Source organism: Natronoarchaeum mannanilyticum (assembly GCF_039522665.1).
Lineage (GTDB): Archaea > Halobacteriota > Halobacteria > Halobacteriales > Natronoarchaeaceae > Natronoarchaeum > Natronoarchaeum mannanilyticum.
In genome coordinates this window covers 1-15,807 of the sequence record NZ_BAAADV010000005.1, presented here as the reverse complement: position 1 = coordinate 15,807, position 15,807 = coordinate 1, and the positions used below count along the sequence as shown (strand labels likewise).

Genomic DNA, 15,807 nt, shown 5'->3' with positions numbered 1-15,807 from the left:
CTTTGATTTTCAAAGTATAGTAGAACAGCTTGGCCGGGGAGTGCAATCGCCTGAAAAGCCTCACAGCACGCCGAGCACGAAGCCCAGCCCCATCGCCACGAGCACCGTCGCGGTGATCGCCGAGATGGTGTCCTCGTGGTCCTGCAGTCGGGACTCGTAGCGCTCGAACCCCGCGACCAGCAGCAGCGTCATCGCCACGACGGCGGCCAGCACCGACAGCGCGTACACCGTCATCAGTTCGAGGCAGGCCGTCGAGCCCGTACAGAGCGCGAGAATCTCGATCTCCTCGTTGTGCGCGAACCCGAGGGCGAACGAGAACGCCACGATGCCCCAGAGCCCGCGCTCGTCGACGCCGTCGGCCCCGCGGTCGTGGTCGTGTTCCCCGGTGTGGTCGTTATCGTCCCCGTGGTCGTGCGAGTGAGCATCGGCGTCGTGGTCGTGCGAGTGAGCATCGGCGCCGTGATCGTGCGAGTGCCCGTGAACGTACTCGCGGACGCCCAGCGCGATCAGGAGCCCCCCGGCGACGTAGTCCAGCCAGCCCAGGTCGGTGAGCCCGAGCGCCGACTGGGCCCAGAAGAACGCGACGACGACCGCGATGGAGCTCACGAGATGCCCGATGCCGAGGATTCCCCCGGAGAGCGCCCCGTACAGCCACTTGTTGCGCTGATCGAGCGCCCACATCGCCGCGACCGGCCAGCCGTGGTCCGGCAGGACGCCGTGGACCAACCCGAGCACGCTCGCGCCGACGAACACGCCGAGCGACTCTACCATTCGTCCGTGAAACGAGCCCGAACGGCGATAAAGCTACTGTCGAAACAGACCGGCGCGAAAACGAGAGGAAGAACGGTCGAAGACGACGTTACTCTACGTATCGGTACTGGCGCTCGCCCATGCGGCCCCAGCCGTCGAAGACGAACTCGCTGTCGGGCGTCGTCAGTTCCTCGACGTCCGAATCGACGTCGTGGTTGTGCGCGTCGTGGATCTCCTCGTACTCCTCGAAGGATAGCTCGTAGCGCCGGTCGAGCTGCTCGTCGACGTTCATCGCCTCGACCTCCTCGCGCCAGCCCTCGCGGACCGTCTCGGCGTGCACCTCGGCCTGCGCGCCCGAGCCGTAGGAGCCGACCAGCATGCGCTGGCCCTCCAGATCGACGTCCTTCTCGTAGGCGTCCCGGAGCGCGCTGGCCCGCGCGATGTGGACCGAGCCGGTGTACCAGTTGCCGACCTCGCGGGAGATTTCGAGCGTCGGCTCGACGGTCGCCGCGTACCACTCCTGGTAGTGTTCGGTCTCGGCGAGCGCGTCGACGTACTCGCGAATCGCCTCCTCGTAGGCCTCGTCGTCGTCGAACGCCTCGCGGCGGGGCTGGCGACCGATCTCGTCGGCCAGGTCGTCCTCGACCGACGTGTCGCGGATCATGTGCCGGTAGCCCAGCAGGCCCGCCTTGCGGACCATCCCCGGGAACGGCGTGTGGTAGGGGATGTACGCGTAGTCGTCGGGGTGGGTCGCGCCCGCGACGCTCTCGAAGTCCTCGACGGCCTCGCGCATCCGCGCGAGGTACACCTGCATCGAGCGCTTCCCGTCGACGCTGGGGAACTGCTGTTGTGGCTTGAGGAAGTCCGTCTCGTCGGCGCTGCCGTACCCCTGCTCGGCGCTGATCTCGACGAGGTTGGGGTCCTCGGTGATCAGCATGGCGACGGCGCCGGCGCCCTGCGTGGCCTCGCCGGGGTCGTCGCGGGCGTACAGCGCGGTGTCGGTCGCGATCACGATCGCCGCCTTGCCGCGACTACGGCCCGCGCGGATCCAGTTGTACGCGTCGTCGACGGCCTGGGTCGCCGCGACGCAGGCGAACTTGCGCTCGCCCTTGTTGGCGTGGTGGAAGTCGCCGTCGAACACCTGCTCCAGGCAGCCCGCGACGTACGTCGAGACGGGCTTGGAGTTGTCGAACGCGCTCTCGGTCGCGACGTCGATCCGGCCGACGTCCTCGGGTGTCAGGCCCTTGCGCTCCATCAGCCGATGGGCGGCGTTGGCGCCCATCGTCACGATGTCCTCGTAGCTGTCGGGGAACGAACTGGCGTTCAGTCCCAGCCCCTTCGTGTACTTCTCGGGATCCTCGCCCTGCGCGGGCGCGAACGTTCCCGGGAGGTCGAGTTTGAGCCGACCGGTCCTGATCTCGATGGCGTCGATGCCGACGGCTGTCATAGCCGTGTATGGGTGCAGGCGATATATGGGCCTGTCGATGGGGAGTTCGACGATCGTCGACAATCAACGCTTCTGTTCGATCGAGACGCTGAGCTCGACGTCGCCGTGGTTGTTGACTGTGTAGGAGGCGCCCTGCGGCACGGCGCCGTTGTACTGGTCGAGATCGCCGTTGAGCAGGTTCTCGTAGTTCGACTCGTCGATCAGGTCGACCTTCTCGCTGTTGGCCATCCTGTCCGCGGCGTCGGTCGTGAGCGTGTAGGTCTGGCCGTCGATGGTGACGGTTTTCGCGTTGTAGCCGTTGTTGTTCCCCGAAGTATCCTCGATGTAGACGTCGAGTTCCAGCGTCGACCCGTCGGTGCGCGTGACGCCGATTTCGGCGTTGTAAGTGTCCTTGTTGCCGAGGTCGTTGGCGCCGTAGGCGAACACCGAGTAGGCGTCCAGTTGAGCGTCGACCTGCGCGTCCTCGCCGGCCGTCAGAGAGACGTCCGTCTGCTGCTGGTCGTAGCCGACCGGGACGCCGTCGAAGCGGACCGTGTAGTCGCCCCGCGGGGTCTGGAACGCGTAGGCGCCGGTCGAATCCGTCGTGTCGCTCTCGACCACCGCGCCGTCGCCGTCGACGAGTTCGACGTCGACGCCCCGGATCGGGTCGTCGTTCGCGCTCTCGCGGTCCGTCACCGTCCCGCTGACGCGGGCCAATTCGAGTATTTCGACCGTGCTGTTGTCGACCGCGTCCTCGCTGCGAACCGCGATCGGGACCGCGTCGCCGGCGTCGCCGTCCTGGGTGTCGTGAGTGAGCGTCACCGTTTTGGTGCTGTCGGCGGGGATCGTGAGCTGTCGGGAGTCGACGCCGCTCCGCCCGTCGAAGTCGAGGAACACGTCCTTGGTCCCCTCGACTTGTCCGGTGTTGTAGATCTCCGCGGTCACCTCCAGCGTTTCAGTCTCGGTCGGCCGGTTGGTCTCGGTGATCGTGACGTCGTAGTACGGCGCGTCCAGAATGTCGAGGGACTTGCGCTGCTCTTTGTCTTCGGTCCGGACGTAGAGGTCGTAGCCACTCCCGGCGTCGCCGTCCTGGGTGTCGTAGGTCAGCGTGACCGTCTTCGACTCGCCCGCGTCGAGCGTCAGGTCGGTCGACGAGCTCCCGACGGTGGGGATATCGAGATCGACGGCCTTCGTCCCGGGGCCGCCCGTGTTCTCGACCGTTGCGGTCGCCTCCACCGTCTCGCCCTCGACGACCTCGGTCGGGACGTCGACCGATTTCACGTCGAAGTACGGCGGGTCCTCAACGTCGACGGTCCCGCTGTCGCTGCTGTCGGGACTCGCAACCTCGATCGGGACGTCGGTGGCCTGGTCGTCGCTTTGGGTCTCGTACTCGAGGTGAATCGTCTTGGTTTCGCCGGCGTCGAGCGTAACCGACCGGACGTCCTCCTCGATCCCATCGAAGTCCAGCGTGACGTCCTCGGTGCTCGCGGTCGAGCCGCGGTTTTTCACGCGCGTCGTGACGTTGAGCGTTTGGCCCGCGCCGATCGGGCTGTTGGTGTCCCGGATAGTCACGTCGAAGTACCGATCCGGCTTTTCGATCGTGACGGTCTGGCTGTCGGACGTGTCCTCTCCCTCGACGACCACGTCGACCTCGCCCGCGTCGCCGAACTCGGTGTCGTAGGCCACCGTGAACCGCTGGCTCTCTCCGGGATCGAGCGTGACCGACCGGGAGCCGGCGGTAGTGTCGCCGCCGACGTCCCAGCTGATCGTCTGCGTGTCGGCGGCGTCGCCGACGTTCTCCACGGCGACGTCGACCTCCAACTGGTCGCCTTCGGTCACGGGGTCGTTGGTGCCGGTGATGCCGACGTCGAAGTACGGGCCGCTCGTCTCCTCGATCGTCACGTCCTTGGTCCAGTCGTCGTCCTCCGTCCGGACCGTGTATCCGTACTCGCCGGCGCTCTTTTCGGTCTCCGAGGTCCGGAGTCGGACGGTCTGTGACTCGTTCGGGGCGAGCGATACGCTCTCCCTGTCGAGGTCGGTCGCGCCCGCGAAGTCGAGCTTGACGGTCTGGCCGTCCGACGATCCGCCGTTGTTGGTGATCTTCGCGTCGATCTTGAGCGTCTCGCCCCGCTTTATCGGGTCGCTCACGGGCGACATCGCCGTGACTTCAAGATCGGCGGGGGCCGAGGACCCGCCACCGCCGCCACCGCCGCCTGCCGCGACGTCCATCGTGAACTCCACTTCCTCGCTCGCGGTCGGCGTCGCATCGATGTCCGCGGTGACCGTGTCGGTCGTCTCGCTACCGGGGGCCTCGTAGGTGACCGTCACGCGGCCGGCGCTGTCGCTCGTCCCGGTGACGAACTGCGCGGTCGTCGTCCCGTTGTCGAGTTCGCCGTCGCCGTCGACCGTGAGGTTCACCTGCTCGCCGCTGACCGGGTTGTTGTACCTGTCGCGCACCTCGACGGTGACCCGCTTGGTGCCGTCGGTGTCGACGCTGCCGCCGCCCTCGACGTCTGTGAGATACAGGTCCTCGGCCCCCTCCGAGACGTCCGACCCGACACCGACCTTCGCCATCCGAAGCTCGTACGTCTTCGACCCGTCGAGTTCGATCGTCAGGAGCGCGTACGACTCGCCGGGGATGTCCTCGTAGTACTGCCCGACGATGTTGCCACCGTTGCTCGCGTACTCCGCTTCGAGCGCGTCGCTCCAGGTCGCGTTATCAAGCCGCGTCGGCACCGTGACGTTGATCGGATCGCTCCCGTCACCCTCGACGGCGACGGCGTTGCGCGAGGTGCTGACCGGCCGAACCGAAACCGACGTGCTGTCGGTGCCCGACTCCGAGAGGCTCCCGTTCAAGGCGACGAGGTTGATCTGTCGGCCGTCGACCATCGACTGCTCGGAGATCGTGATGTTGGCGTCGTCGAACCGGTTGTACAGGAGGGACTGCTCGTAGATCGTCGTCGGCGCGTCGTCGTACTCGCTGTACTTCGGTTCGTAGGCGAGCGCGCCGGTGTTGAACGAGCGTGCGTCGCCGTCCCAGAACTGGCCGGTCTCACCGGACGCGGCGGCGTTGTCGACGGTGATGTTCACGTTTCCGTCGGTCGTACCGACGGTCCGCAACGTTCCGGTCGCGGGACTCGGGTTGACGAAGAAGGTTCGCGAGGGGTATCGAACGCCGAGATCGACTCGTACCGACGCGCCGGAGCCGCCGCCCGGCGCCGACACGATGCCGTTCCGGAGCTCCTGCATCTGGCCCTGGACGTCCTGATTGTGGTTGAACTCGATCTCGTTGTTCTGGTCCGGGACGACGGTGGCCTGGTAGCCCGACATCGCGATGACCAGCGCGGCCAGCAACAGCACCGCTCCGATCTGGATGACCACCGCGCGCTCGTCGCCCCGAAACTCCATGCTTGCCCAGTTACAGGGTACGGGCAACAAAAAGGGTGTTGGCGTAACTACCGGGCAAACGAACGTAGCGAAGGACAAACGGCAGACGCAAAGAATCTCGCTCGGCGTCGCCGAACGGGCGACGGCGAACCGTCCGGAGTTACTCCTCGTCGTCGGCGTCTTCGTCTTCCTCGACGACCTCCGGATCGCTCATCGCGCTCTGGAGGCTGTCGAGCCCGTTGACCCACGTCGAGACGAGGCCGTACTCCAGTTCCTCGGCGACGGTCAGATCGAGTTCCTCGCCGTCGATGATCAGCGTCCCCGCCTGAACGACGTAGCCCAGCGCGGCGTCGAGGTCCTCCTCGGCCTCGGCGTCGGCCGCGGCGCGGACGTACTCCTCGACGCCCGCCTCCTCGGCCGGGCCGCCGGTGACGTACTCCTCGGCGGCGTAGAACACGCAGACGAGGCTGGTCTGGACGTCGTCGACGAGCAGCTCCTTCTCTTCGTCGTCGAACTCGACCTCGCCGAGGACGATCTCGCGGATGTCGTCGACCTCCTCGACGGCCTGATCGGCGTCGATCTCGCCGTCGTCGTGGGCGCGGACGACCTTCGCGACCGCGATCGCGGCGTCGTCCTGCAGGTTCAGGAGTAGTCGGGCGGAGTCCTCGTCTTCGGGGTCGAGATCCTCGTCCGATATCCGATCGAGCCAGTTCTGCCAGCGTTCTTCCGAGTAGAACTCGTTCGGCGGCGCGCTCATACTTTTACCGTACGCTGGCGCCCTGAAAACCCTTTCTCTCCGCCAGCCGGGGCGGTTTCGGCTATAGATCGCCCACGGGCGCCGAAATCGAACGAATTCGGGGCGTTTTAGAGCGCGGCGACAAGCTTGAACCCCGCGCCGATCAGCGGCGGCGAGCGGCAGGTCACTCCCCGAGCGTCCCGACCGTGTCGATGCCGTACACCGCGCGCGGCGTCTCGACGTGTGCCCGCCGGACGGCGTCCTCGTGGCCCTCGTCGAGCAGCCAGCGGACGCGCCGGGGGACGGTTTTGGGGCCCAGCACCGCGCCCGGGCGGTCGGGATCGTCGACGAAGTCGGTCTCCATCAGGAACGGCTCGCCGGACTCGGCCGCGACGCGCAGCCGATCCTTCTCGCTCATCACGCTCGGGATCGGCCCGGCGAGGCGCCCGCCCGCGTAGTGCTTGACCACTCGGTCCGCCGGGAGACCGGCGTCCTCGGCCCACTCGGCAACCTCGGTCATGTCCTCGCTCGCCTCGGCGTGGAGCTGAACGGCACACCCGAGTTCGGCGCCGCACTCGAACGCCCGGCGCATCACGGCGTTCGAGGCGTCCCAGACGGCGTCCGACACCTCGTAGTGGGGCCGACCGGACTTGAGCGCGAGCGCCGACCCGTCGGCGACGTACTCGGCCGCGACGTCGATCCCGGCCCGCATCACGTCCCGCGCGTCCTCGGGCGCGAACCCGCGCTCGTCGACGAGCCGGCTGATCAGCCCGGGGTGGACGCCGAGCACCGGCCACGCCCGGCCGTCGAGGACGTCGCTCGCGCGCTCGACGACCTCGATCGTGCGCTCGAACACTTCGCGGAACTCCTCGCCCGCCGCTTCGGGGTCGACCGCGTCGGGATCGCCGGGCTCGACGCCGAGGTGCCAGGACGGCTTGTTGACCACCAGCAGGTGCGTCCCGCCGAGGCGCGCGAAGTCCTCGACGGCGTCGATCCCCCGCCCGTGGTCGGGGTCGAGGTGCATGTGGTCGTCCAGCACCGGCGTGTCCAGATCCTCCATGGGCGAGAGGTGGGCCGTACGGGCGGGAAAGCGCTTCGCTTCGGGGCGTCGACGGGCGTCGCGATCGCTCCGAAACCGTATCGGCCGTTCCGAAAGTTCCCGCTCGCGTACGCACCACGACTATTGACCGACCCGTGGAACCTGCAGTGCATGCAGACAGTGTTCCACCTCATCCAGAGCGACCCAGAGAACCGGAAAACAGCGCTCACGATCGCCGAGAACCTCACGGAGGACGACTCGGTCGACATGGACGCGATCGAGGTCATCGCGCAGGCCGACGGCATCGAGCCCCTCAAATCCGACGGCGAGGGGAGCGACCACGTCCGATCGCTGCTCGACGACGGCGTCGCGTTCAAGGCCTGCGGCAACACGCTCGACATGGAGGATCTCGACGAAACTGATCTCGTCGACGGCGTCGAGGCGGTACCGTCGGGCGCGGGCGAACTCACTCGACTGCAGGACGAGGGCTACTCCTACATTCGGCCGTAGAATTCTCGGGGCGGCGTCGCGACGCGGATCCGAGCGCAGCCCCGAAAAGCCGGTCTCACTCCCCGAGCAGCACGTCGTCGTTCGCCGCGTTGCGCAGCGCGTCCGAGCGACCGTGGGTGCCCGGCGCGATGGCGACGGTCCGGACGCCGTTGCGGCCCGCGGTCTCGATGACGGGCTTGAAGTCCGTGTCGCGCGAGGCGATCGCCAGCACGTCGATCTCGTCCCGTACCGCGGACTCGCTGGCGTCGATGGCGAGCTTGACGTCGACGTCGCCGCTCGTGATCACGACCTCGTAGCCGCGGGCCTCGGCGGCCTGGATCAGCCCCGGCGTGGCGTGCTCGTCGAGGTAGAGCCGCGCGATGCCGAGCTGGCCGAACTCCTCCGCGGAGTCGCGCACGTCGTCGAGGTCGACGTCGAACTCGTCGCGGAGGACGTTCGGGCCGTCGACGAACAGGCCGACGCGCGGGCGCTCGTCGGCGTCGGTCGCGGCCGCAGCGTCAGCATCGCCTGCACCGTCTTCGTCGTCGCCAGCCCCGTTCTCGGCGCGGGTCGCCGACGCGGCGTCGCCGCCCCCGCCGCCCAGCCGATCGCGGAGGGCCAGCAGTTGCTCGATCATGGTCTCCGTTTCCGGCGTCGCTGGATAGGTGTGACGGTCGGCGGCGGGACGCCGCGGCGGAGCGGCGCGGAGCGGCCGAGCGAGAGACGCAGCGCGGCGACGCGCAAAGCATTACTCACGGGCGCGCGACCGGTCGAGTATGTCGCTACGACAGCCGCCGCTCGCGGCGGTCCACGAGGCGGCCGGCGCCGACGCCACCGAGTTCGGCGGGTGGGAGATGCCGGTCGAGTTCGAGTCGATCACGACCGAGCACCGGGCGGTCCGCGAGGCGGCGGGGATCTTCGACGTCTCGCACATGAGCGAGATCGAGGTCGGCGGGCCCGACGCCGAAGCGTTGATGCAGCGGCTCACCTCGAACGACGTCGCCGCGCTCGACCCGGGCGACGTCCAGTACTCGATGATCACCGACGACGAGGGGATCATCCTCGACGACACGGTCGTCTACCGGCTGCCGAGCGAGACGCCCGAGTACCTGTTCGTCCCGAACGCGGGCCACGATCAACAGATGCTAGATCGGTGGACGCGCCGCCGCGACGAGTGGGGGCTCGACGCCACCGTCGAGAACCGCACCGAGACGTACGCGATGTTCGCCGTGCAGGGCCCCGACGCGCCGGGGCTCGTCGCCGACGCCGTCGACGCTGCGGACGCCGACGACGAGGCGGTCGACGATCTCGGGCGATTCGAGGCCGACTACCGGTCGATCGCGGGCGTCGAGTGCCTGCTCTCGAACACCGGCTACACGGGCGAGGACGGCTTCGAGGTGCTCGCGCCGTGGGAGGACGCCGAAACGGTCTGGGACGCCTTCGACTGCCAGCCCTGCGGGCTCGGCGCGCGCGACACCCTCCGGATCGAGGCCGGGTTCCTGCTGGCGGGTCAGGACTTCGATCCGGAAGAGAACCCGCGCAATCCCTACGAGGCCGGCGTCGGCTTCGCCGTCGACCTCGACACCGAGTTCGTCGGGCGCGACGCCCTGGCGAGCGCGAAGGAGGCGGGGCCCGCCCAGCGCTTCGTCGGCATCCGGCTGCTCGATCGGGGCGTCCCGCGCCACGGCTACCCGGTGACGACCGCCGACGGCGAGCGGATCGGCGAGGTCACCAGCGGGACGATGAGCCCGACGCTCTCGGAACCGATCGGGCTGGGCTACGTCGACGTCGAGCGCGCCGACGCCGGCACGGACGTCCGCGTCGAGGTCCGCGGCCAGGCGAAAAAGGCAAGGGTCGAGTCCCCGAACTTCCTCGATAGATGAGCTTCGAGATCCCCGACGACCGCCGGTATCTGGAATCACACGAGTGGGCGCACCGCGACGGAGACGCCGTCCGCGTAGGCATCTCGGACTTCGCGCAGGACGAACTCGGCGACGTGGTGTTCGTCGAACTGCCCGATGAGGGCGACGAGATCACGGCGGGCGAGGAGTTCGGCGTGGTCGAGAGCATCAAGGCCGTCTCGGACCTGTACGCCCCGGTCGGCGGCGAGGTCACCGCGATCAACGAGGAGCTGTTCGACACGCCGGAACTCGTCAACGACGACCCCTACGGCGAGGGGTGGATGCTGGAGGTCGAGTTGGAGGACGAGAGCGACCTCGACGACCTGCTGTCGGCCGAGGAGTACGAGGATCAGATCGCCTGAGAGACGGTGCGGCGAGCGGATCGTCTGCGTCGCGGCGCCGCTACGAGGGATCACGCCGCGCCTCGGGGCGGAAGCGATACCCCTGGCGGCCACTCTTTTTAATAGGACTCGCTAGTAACAGGGAGTCGATAGATATATCCCTTCCGTCCGGGGACGCCTCGCAATGATCGGACCACCGCTCTACACGTCGCTCCTCGGAATCGGCGTCGCGCTGTGCCTCGCGATAGCCGCGCTGGCCTGGCGCCACCGACCCAGCCCCGGAGCGACGCCGCTGGTCGGCCTGTCGCTCGGGGCCGGGATCTGGGCGTTCGCGACGCTGGCACAGGTTCTGGTGGAAGGGTACGACGCCTCCGTGTTCTGGGGTAAGTTGGCCTACCTCGGCATCGTGGTCGGCGGGACCTTCTGGTTCGTCCTGACGCTGGAGTACTCGGGGCGGGAACGGTATCTCAAGCTGCCGACCGTCGGCCTGCTGGCGATCGAACCGGTGGCGATCAACGCGCTCGTCTGGACGAACGGGGCTCACCACCTGGTGTGGGCGAGCGTCGAACCGGTGGCGTCGCTCTACGGATACGAAGTCACGTACGGCCCTGCGTTCTGGGCGCACGCCAGCTACTCGTACGCGTTGCTCGCCGCCGGGTCGCTGCTCGTCCTCGGACAGCTCTACCGCAGCCGGTCGATCTACCGCGGACAGGCGTTCGCGATGTTTCTGAGCGCGCTGGCGCCGTGGGTCGGGAACGCTCTGTTCCTCTCCCAGTCGACGGCGGCGGACTGGGCACCCATCGGCTTCGTCGTGAGCTGTGTCGCGCTGTTCTGGGCGATGCGGACGCGGGATCTCGTCGACGTCACGCCGGTCGCCCGGAACACGGTGCTCGATCGGATCCCCAGCGGCGTCGCCGTGGTCGACCGCAACGATCGAGTCCTCGACGCGAACGCGGAACTGGAGCGGCTCGTCGGCGCGGAGTACGATCGGCTCGTCGGCGCCACCGTCGACGAGGCGTTCGCCGACCATCCCCCGCTCGCGTCGGCGATCGGAGACGGGAACGGGACCAGCCAGATCACGTTCGCCGCCGACGGCGAGCCGCGCCACTTCGACGTCGAGATCGAACCGCTGATCGACGATCTCGATCGGCGAATCGGCCGAATAGCGCTCGTCCACGACGTCACCGAGCAGCGCCGCCGGGAACGCGAGCTGGAACGGAAAAACGAGCAGCTCGACAGATTTGCGGAAGTGCTCGCGCACGACCTCCGAAATCCCCTGAACGTCGCCGACGGCTATCTCGACGTCGTCGCGGAGACGGGCGACCTGGAACACGTCGGGCGAATCCGCTCGGCTCACGAACGAATGAACGACCTGATCGAGGACGTCCGGACGCTGGTCACCCAGGGCCAGACGGTCACGGAGACCGAACGCCTCGATCTCGCGGCGGTGGCCCGTGCGGCGGCGTCGAACGTCGACACCCGCGACGCCGCGGTGCGTGTCGACGACGACCTCGGCGTCGTCGAGGCCGACGAGAACCGGCTGTTGCAGGCGTTCGAGAACCTCTTTCGGAACGCGGTGGAGCACGGCGTCGAATCGCCGGCGACGCGCGACGCTCCTGCAGCAGCCCCCGCCGACGGCGCCGGCGGGGCGGACGAGTCGGCGTCGGACGGCGGTGTCGGCGGACGCGATGCGGACGATGTCGACGAGCCGGCAGTGACGATCACGGTCGGTCGACTTGACGACGCCGCCGCGGGGCGGAACGGCTTCTACGTCGCCGACGACGGGCCGGGGATTCCGCCGGACGCCCGCGAGAAGATCTTCGAGTCGGGATACACGACCGGCGACGACGGCACGGGGCTCGGGCTGGCGATCGTACAGAACGCGATCGAAGCCCACGGCTGGCGGATCGAGGCCGCCGAGAGCGAATCGGGGGGTGCCAGTTTCGAGGTTACCGGCGTGGCGTTCACGGCGGAGTAGCTCCGCTCAATCCTCGATAGCGTCGACCGGCGACCACTCGCCGGCGGCGTCCCGGAGCCCGTCGATCGCCCCGGACGGATCCGACAGATCCAGCGGCGGCACCGTCTCGACGCGGACGCCGGTCATGCGCTCGATCTCGGCGGGATTCGTCCGCTCGGCGACGCTCGCACCCTCGTACTCGTTGAGGAAGATCGCCGCCACGTCGACGCCGCGACGCTCCAGCGCTTCGACGGTCAGCGCGGTGTGATTCAGCGTTCCGAGCCCCGAGCGCGCGACGACCACGGTCGGAAGGCCGAGGTCGGCGACGAGGTCGATCACCTCGCGCTCGCCCGCAAGCGGGACCCGGAGGCCGCCGATCCCCTCGACGATGCCGGCGTCGACCGCCGGATCCGAGAGCACGCGCTCGCAGCCCTCGCGAACGGCGTCGTAGGAGAGGTCGACATCTTCGCGCTCCGCGGCGACCCGGGGCGCGAGCGGCGGTTCGAGCCGTTCGAGGCAGGTCGCCGCGTCGGCGTCGCCGCAGGCGTCGGCCACGAACGCCGCGTCGTCGTCCGGCGGATAGCCGGTCTGGGCCGGTTTGACCGCGTGCGCTTCGACGCCGGCGTCGCGCAGCCAGCCCGTCAGCCCGGCGGTGACGACGGTCTTTCCGACGCCGGTGTCGGTGCCGGCGACGAACAGGCCGCGAGTCATGGATCGCTTCGGGGGACGGGCACGGCGTCGCTCACAGCACGCCCACCTCCCGGCCGGCTTCGCGGAACGCGTCGAGACAGCGTTCCAGATCGTGCGCCGCGTGGGTCGCCATCGGCGCGACGCGGATCCGGCTGGTGCCCTCGGGCACCGTCGGCGGGCGGATCGCCGGCGCGACGACGCCGCGGTCGTACAGCGCGTCGGCCAGGGCCAGCGCGTCACCTCGGTCGCCGACGAGGACGGGGAGGATCTGCGTCTCGCCGGGCACCTCGTAGCCCAAGTCGGTCAGCCCCTCGCGCAGGAACTCGACGCTCCGCCAGAGCCGGTCGCGCCGGTCCGTCGTTCGGGCGAGGTGGAGCGCCTCCGAGGCCGCGGCGGCGGCCGGCGGGGTCAGTCCGGTCGAGAAGACGAACGAGCGGGCCGCGTTGACGAGGTACTCGATCAGATCGTCGTCGCCGGCGACGAACCCGCCCTGGCTCGCCAGCGCCTTCGAGAGCGTCCCCAGCTGGACGTCGACGCGATCGGAGAGGCCCTCGCGCTGGACGATGCCGCCGCCGCCCTCGTAGAGGCCGGTGGCGTGGGCCTCGTCGACCATCACCCACGCGCCGGCCTGCTCGGCCAGGTCGCAGACGTCCGACAGCGGCGCCACGTCGCCGTCCATGCTGAACACCGAATCGGTGACGATCAGCCACGAGCCGTCGGTCGTCCCCGGATCTCGCGCCGCGTCGCCGAGCTTCGCCGCCAGATCCTCGGCGTCGCAGTGGTCGTAGACGATCACCTCGGCGCCCGAGAGCCTGCAGGCGTCGACGATGCTGGCGTGGTTGTACTCGTCCGAGAAGATCACGTCCGGGTCCAGCGCCGCGATCGTGCCGACGTTGGCGGCGTAGCCCGACGAGAACGCCAGCGCCCGGTCGGTCTGTTTGCTCTCGGCGAGGCGATCCTCCAGGTCGCGATGGACCAGCGTGTCGCCGGTGAGGAGTCGGCTCGCGCCCGCGCCGGTGCCGACGACCTCGGCGGCGTCGGCGGCCGCCTCGACGACCCGGTCGTCGTTCGTCAGCCCGAGGTAGTTGTTCGACGCGAACACGAGGCGCTCCTCGCCGTCGAGCACCGGGAGGTCGCCGCCCGAGGCCGGCGCGAACTGCGCGCGCTCGGCGACGCGGTCCGCGGGCGAGAGTTCACGACGGAGATCGCGGCGTTCGCGGTCCGCGAGGCGTCCCGCGAGATCGAACCCGCGGTCGCCGTCGAGCGGGCCGGGCGGACGAGCGCCGCCGGATTCGTACTCGTCGCTCACCGCTCGGTCCCCCGTGGCTCGTCTCGACCGATCGACTCGTGTTCGCCCGTCATAGCTCAGTTGCGACGCGCCGGAACACTGGATCCCGGCGCTATCCTTCGATGAGTGGCTCCTGCGGCTCCTGTGATAAAGCCTTTCTCACTTCCGGTTGCCGGCATCCGGCTGCGCCTGTCGACGACAACTGACCGCTGACCCGCAGTCACGTCGCCGGACGATCCCGTCGACCGCGGTCAAACGTGCGGGACTCCAAAGGCTTATCAGATTACTGTCTGTTCGGTGAAATATGAGACGTCGATCCTTTCTGACGCGGTGTTGCGGCGTCGGACTCGGGCTCGCCGGCCTCGGGACGACGAGCGCCATCGGCGGCGCGATCGCTCCCGACGATAGCGAGTGGTCGGTCGAGACGAACGGGTCGATCGGCGGTCCGCCGACGATCGTCGACGGGACGGTGTACGCGGGCGGCGGTAGCCGGCTGTACGCGCTCGACGCCCGGACCGCCGACGAGCAGTGGACGACGGACATGGGTTCGATCGACACGTCGCCGACCGTCGTCGACGGAACGGTCTACGTCGACGATAGATCCGGAATCCGCGCGCTCGACGCCGAAACCGGCGATACGATGTGGGAGCAGCCGCTCGGCGGGGCCGTCGAGACGTCGCCGACGGTCGTCGCCGGCGGCGAGGACTCGGAGGCGGGCGCAACGGTCTACGTGGGGAACGCGAACACGGTCGTCGCGCTCGACGCCGAGACCGGCGACCAGCGCTGGGAGTTCCGAACCGCCGAGATGGGCGCGAGTTCGCCGACGGTCGCCGGCGGGACCGTGTTCGTCGGCAGCAATCCGAGCGTGCTAGACAGCGACGATCGGGGCGTCTTCGCGATCGACGCCGAAACCGGCGAGGAGGTGTGGCAGACGACGACGTCGGGCTACGTCCAGAGTGCGCCGACGGTCGCCGCCGGCTCGGTGTTCGTCGGCGACAGCGAGGCCAGAGTCTACCGGATCGACGCCGAGAGCGGGCGGACGTCGTGGAGCGCCGACGCGAGCGCCGGCGTGTTCGACGTGATGACCGTCGCGGACGGGACGGCCTTCGCGACGACGTGGGAGGGAACGCTCCACGCCTTCGCGGTGGAGGGCGGCGACCAGCGGTGGGCGGTCGACCACGACGGCAACTTCGGCGCCCCGCCGACGGTCGCCGGGGGGACCGTGTACACCACCCCGACCTCGGGAAGGCTGCACGCGATCGACGCCGAGAGCGGCGACCGGCTGTGGACCGTCGAAACGGCCAACGAGTCGCCGACGGGCGCGACGGTCGCCGACGGCGTCGTCTACGTCGGCGGCGAAGAGGGGTACCTCGAAGCGTTCGAGGCCGAGGGCGACGCTGGAAGCGACGGCTCCCGCGTCCGTCTAGGCACGCTCGGACACAACGACGCGTGGGACGGCGGCCCGGCGGCGCTCGGCGGCGACGACTCCGGCGGAGACGATGAGCGCGAGCCGGTGGGCCCGGACGATCTCGAGGGCGGGGACGAGCTGGAAAGCGGCGGCGACCCGAACGCGGACGGCGACGCCGATTCGGGTGGCGGATCCGACGAGGAGACGGCCGCGAGCGGTTCCGGCGACGGTTCCACCGAGGATTCCGGTAACAGCTCCGACGGGAACTCGAGCGACGGCTCGCCCGGGTTCGGCGTCCTGGCCGCCGCCGCGGGCGTCGGCGGCGCCGCTCGCGTCCTCGGGAGTTCCGTCGGCGACGCAGGTGACGCGGACGGCGAGAACTGATTCGGGAGAAA

General features: G+C 69.0%; 13 protein-coding genes. 5 read left to right on the top strand and 8 right to left on the bottom strand.

What is annotated here, in order from left to right; translation table 11 throughout:
• Positions 1 to 60: 60 nt before the first annotated feature.
• The 5 genes from ABDZ81_RS12605 to ABDZ81_RS12585 form a co-directional block, all read right to left on the bottom strand.
• Positions 61 to 771, bottom strand: a complete 711-nt coding sequence (locus ABDZ81_RS12605) for a hypothetical protein (protein WP_343774347.1) — start codon at positions 769 to 771, stop codon at positions 61 to 63.
• Between the two features lie 88 nt (positions 772 to 859).
• Positions 860 to 2,197 (bottom strand): hydroxymethylglutaryl-CoA synthase, encoded by a 1,338-nt coding sequence (gene hmgB, locus ABDZ81_RS12600; protein WP_343774346.1) that lies wholly within the window; start codon positions 2,195 to 2,197, stop codon positions 860 to 862.
• Positions 2,198 to 2,260: 63 nt separating this feature from the next.
• A complete protein-coding gene (locus ABDZ81_RS12595; RefSeq protein WP_343774345.1) occupies positions 2,261 to 5,584 on the bottom strand; it encodes a carboxypeptidase regulatory-like domain-containing protein in 3,324 nt (1,107 codons plus the stop codon).
• 139 nt (positions 5,585 to 5,723) lie between these two features.
• Positions 5,724 to 6,320 carry a DUF2150 family protein gene (locus tag ABDZ81_RS12590; RefSeq protein WP_343774344.1) on the bottom strand — a complete coding sequence of 199 codons (597 nt, stop codon included), beginning with the start codon at positions 6,318 to 6,320 and terminating at the stop codon, positions 5,724 to 5,726.
• A gap of 163 nt (positions 6,321 to 6,483) precedes the next feature.
• Positions 6,484 to 7,359, bottom strand: coding sequence for a TatD family hydrolase (locus tag ABDZ81_RS12585; protein WP_343774343.1), 876 nt, complete (start codon positions 7,357 to 7,359; stop codon positions 6,484 to 6,486).
• A gap of 150 nt (positions 7,360 to 7,509) precedes the next feature.
• Between ABDZ81_RS12585 and ABDZ81_RS12580 the strand changes: the two genes are divergently transcribed.
• Complete coding sequence (locus tag ABDZ81_RS12580; protein WP_343774342.1) at positions 7,510 to 7,848, top strand: DsrE family protein; 339 nt, start codon at positions 7,510 to 7,512, stop codon at positions 7,846 to 7,848.
• A gap of 55 nt (positions 7,849 to 7,903) precedes the next feature.
• Here the strand turns inward: ABDZ81_RS12580 and ABDZ81_RS12575 are convergent, their stop codons facing one another.
• A complete protein-coding gene (locus ABDZ81_RS12575) occupies positions 7,904 to 8,464 on the bottom strand; it encodes an NYN domain-containing protein (protein WP_343774341.1) in 561 nt (186 codons plus the stop codon).
• A gap of 139 nt (positions 8,465 to 8,603) precedes the next feature.
• Between ABDZ81_RS12575 and gcvT the strand changes: the two genes are divergently transcribed.
• The 3 genes from gcvT (at position 8,604) to ABDZ81_RS12560 (ending at position 12,047) form a co-directional block, all read left to right on the top strand.
• Positions 8,604 to 9,710, top strand: coding sequence for a glycine cleavage system aminomethyltransferase GcvT (gene gcvT / locus ABDZ81_RS12570; RefSeq protein ID WP_343774340.1), 1,107 nt, complete (start codon positions 8,604 to 8,606; stop codon positions 9,708 to 9,710).
• Positions 9,707 to 10,090 carry a glycine cleavage system protein GcvH gene (gcvH, locus tag ABDZ81_RS12565; protein ID WP_343774339.1) on the top strand — a complete coding sequence of 128 codons (384 nt, stop codon included), beginning with the start codon at positions 9,707 to 9,709 and terminating at the stop codon, positions 10,088 to 10,090. Before gcvT ends, gcvH begins: the two co-directional genes overlap by 4 nt.
• A gap of 163 nt (positions 10,091 to 10,253) precedes the next feature.
• Complete coding sequence (locus tag ABDZ81_RS12560; protein WP_343774337.1) at positions 10,254 to 12,047, top strand: histidine kinase N-terminal 7TM domain-containing protein; 1,794 nt, start codon at positions 10,254 to 10,256, stop codon at positions 12,045 to 12,047.
• Between the two features lie 6 nt (positions 12,048 to 12,053).
• On the opposite strand, the gene bioD is transcribed toward ABDZ81_RS12560, so the two are convergent.
• On the bottom strand, positions 12,054 to 12,737 hold the full coding sequence (gene bioD / locus ABDZ81_RS12555; protein WP_343774336.1) for a dethiobiotin synthase: 684 nt from the start codon (positions 12,735 to 12,737) through the stop codon (positions 12,054 to 12,056).
• A 31-nt stretch (positions 12,738 to 12,768) separates the two neighbouring features.
• On the bottom strand, positions 12,769 to 14,025 hold the full coding sequence (locus ABDZ81_RS12550) for an aminotransferase class I/II-fold pyridoxal phosphate-dependent enzyme (protein WP_343774335.1): 1,257 nt from the start codon (positions 14,023 to 14,025) through the stop codon (positions 12,769 to 12,771).
• A 283-nt stretch (positions 14,026 to 14,308) separates the two neighbouring features.
• Here ABDZ81_RS12550 and ABDZ81_RS12545 point away from each other — a divergent pair, with 283 nt between their 5' ends.
• A complete protein-coding gene (locus tag ABDZ81_RS12545; protein ID WP_343774334.1) occupies positions 14,309 to 15,796 on the top strand; it encodes an outer membrane protein assembly factor BamB family protein in 1,488 nt (495 codons plus the stop codon).
• Positions 15,797 to 15,807: the final 11 nt, after the last annotated feature.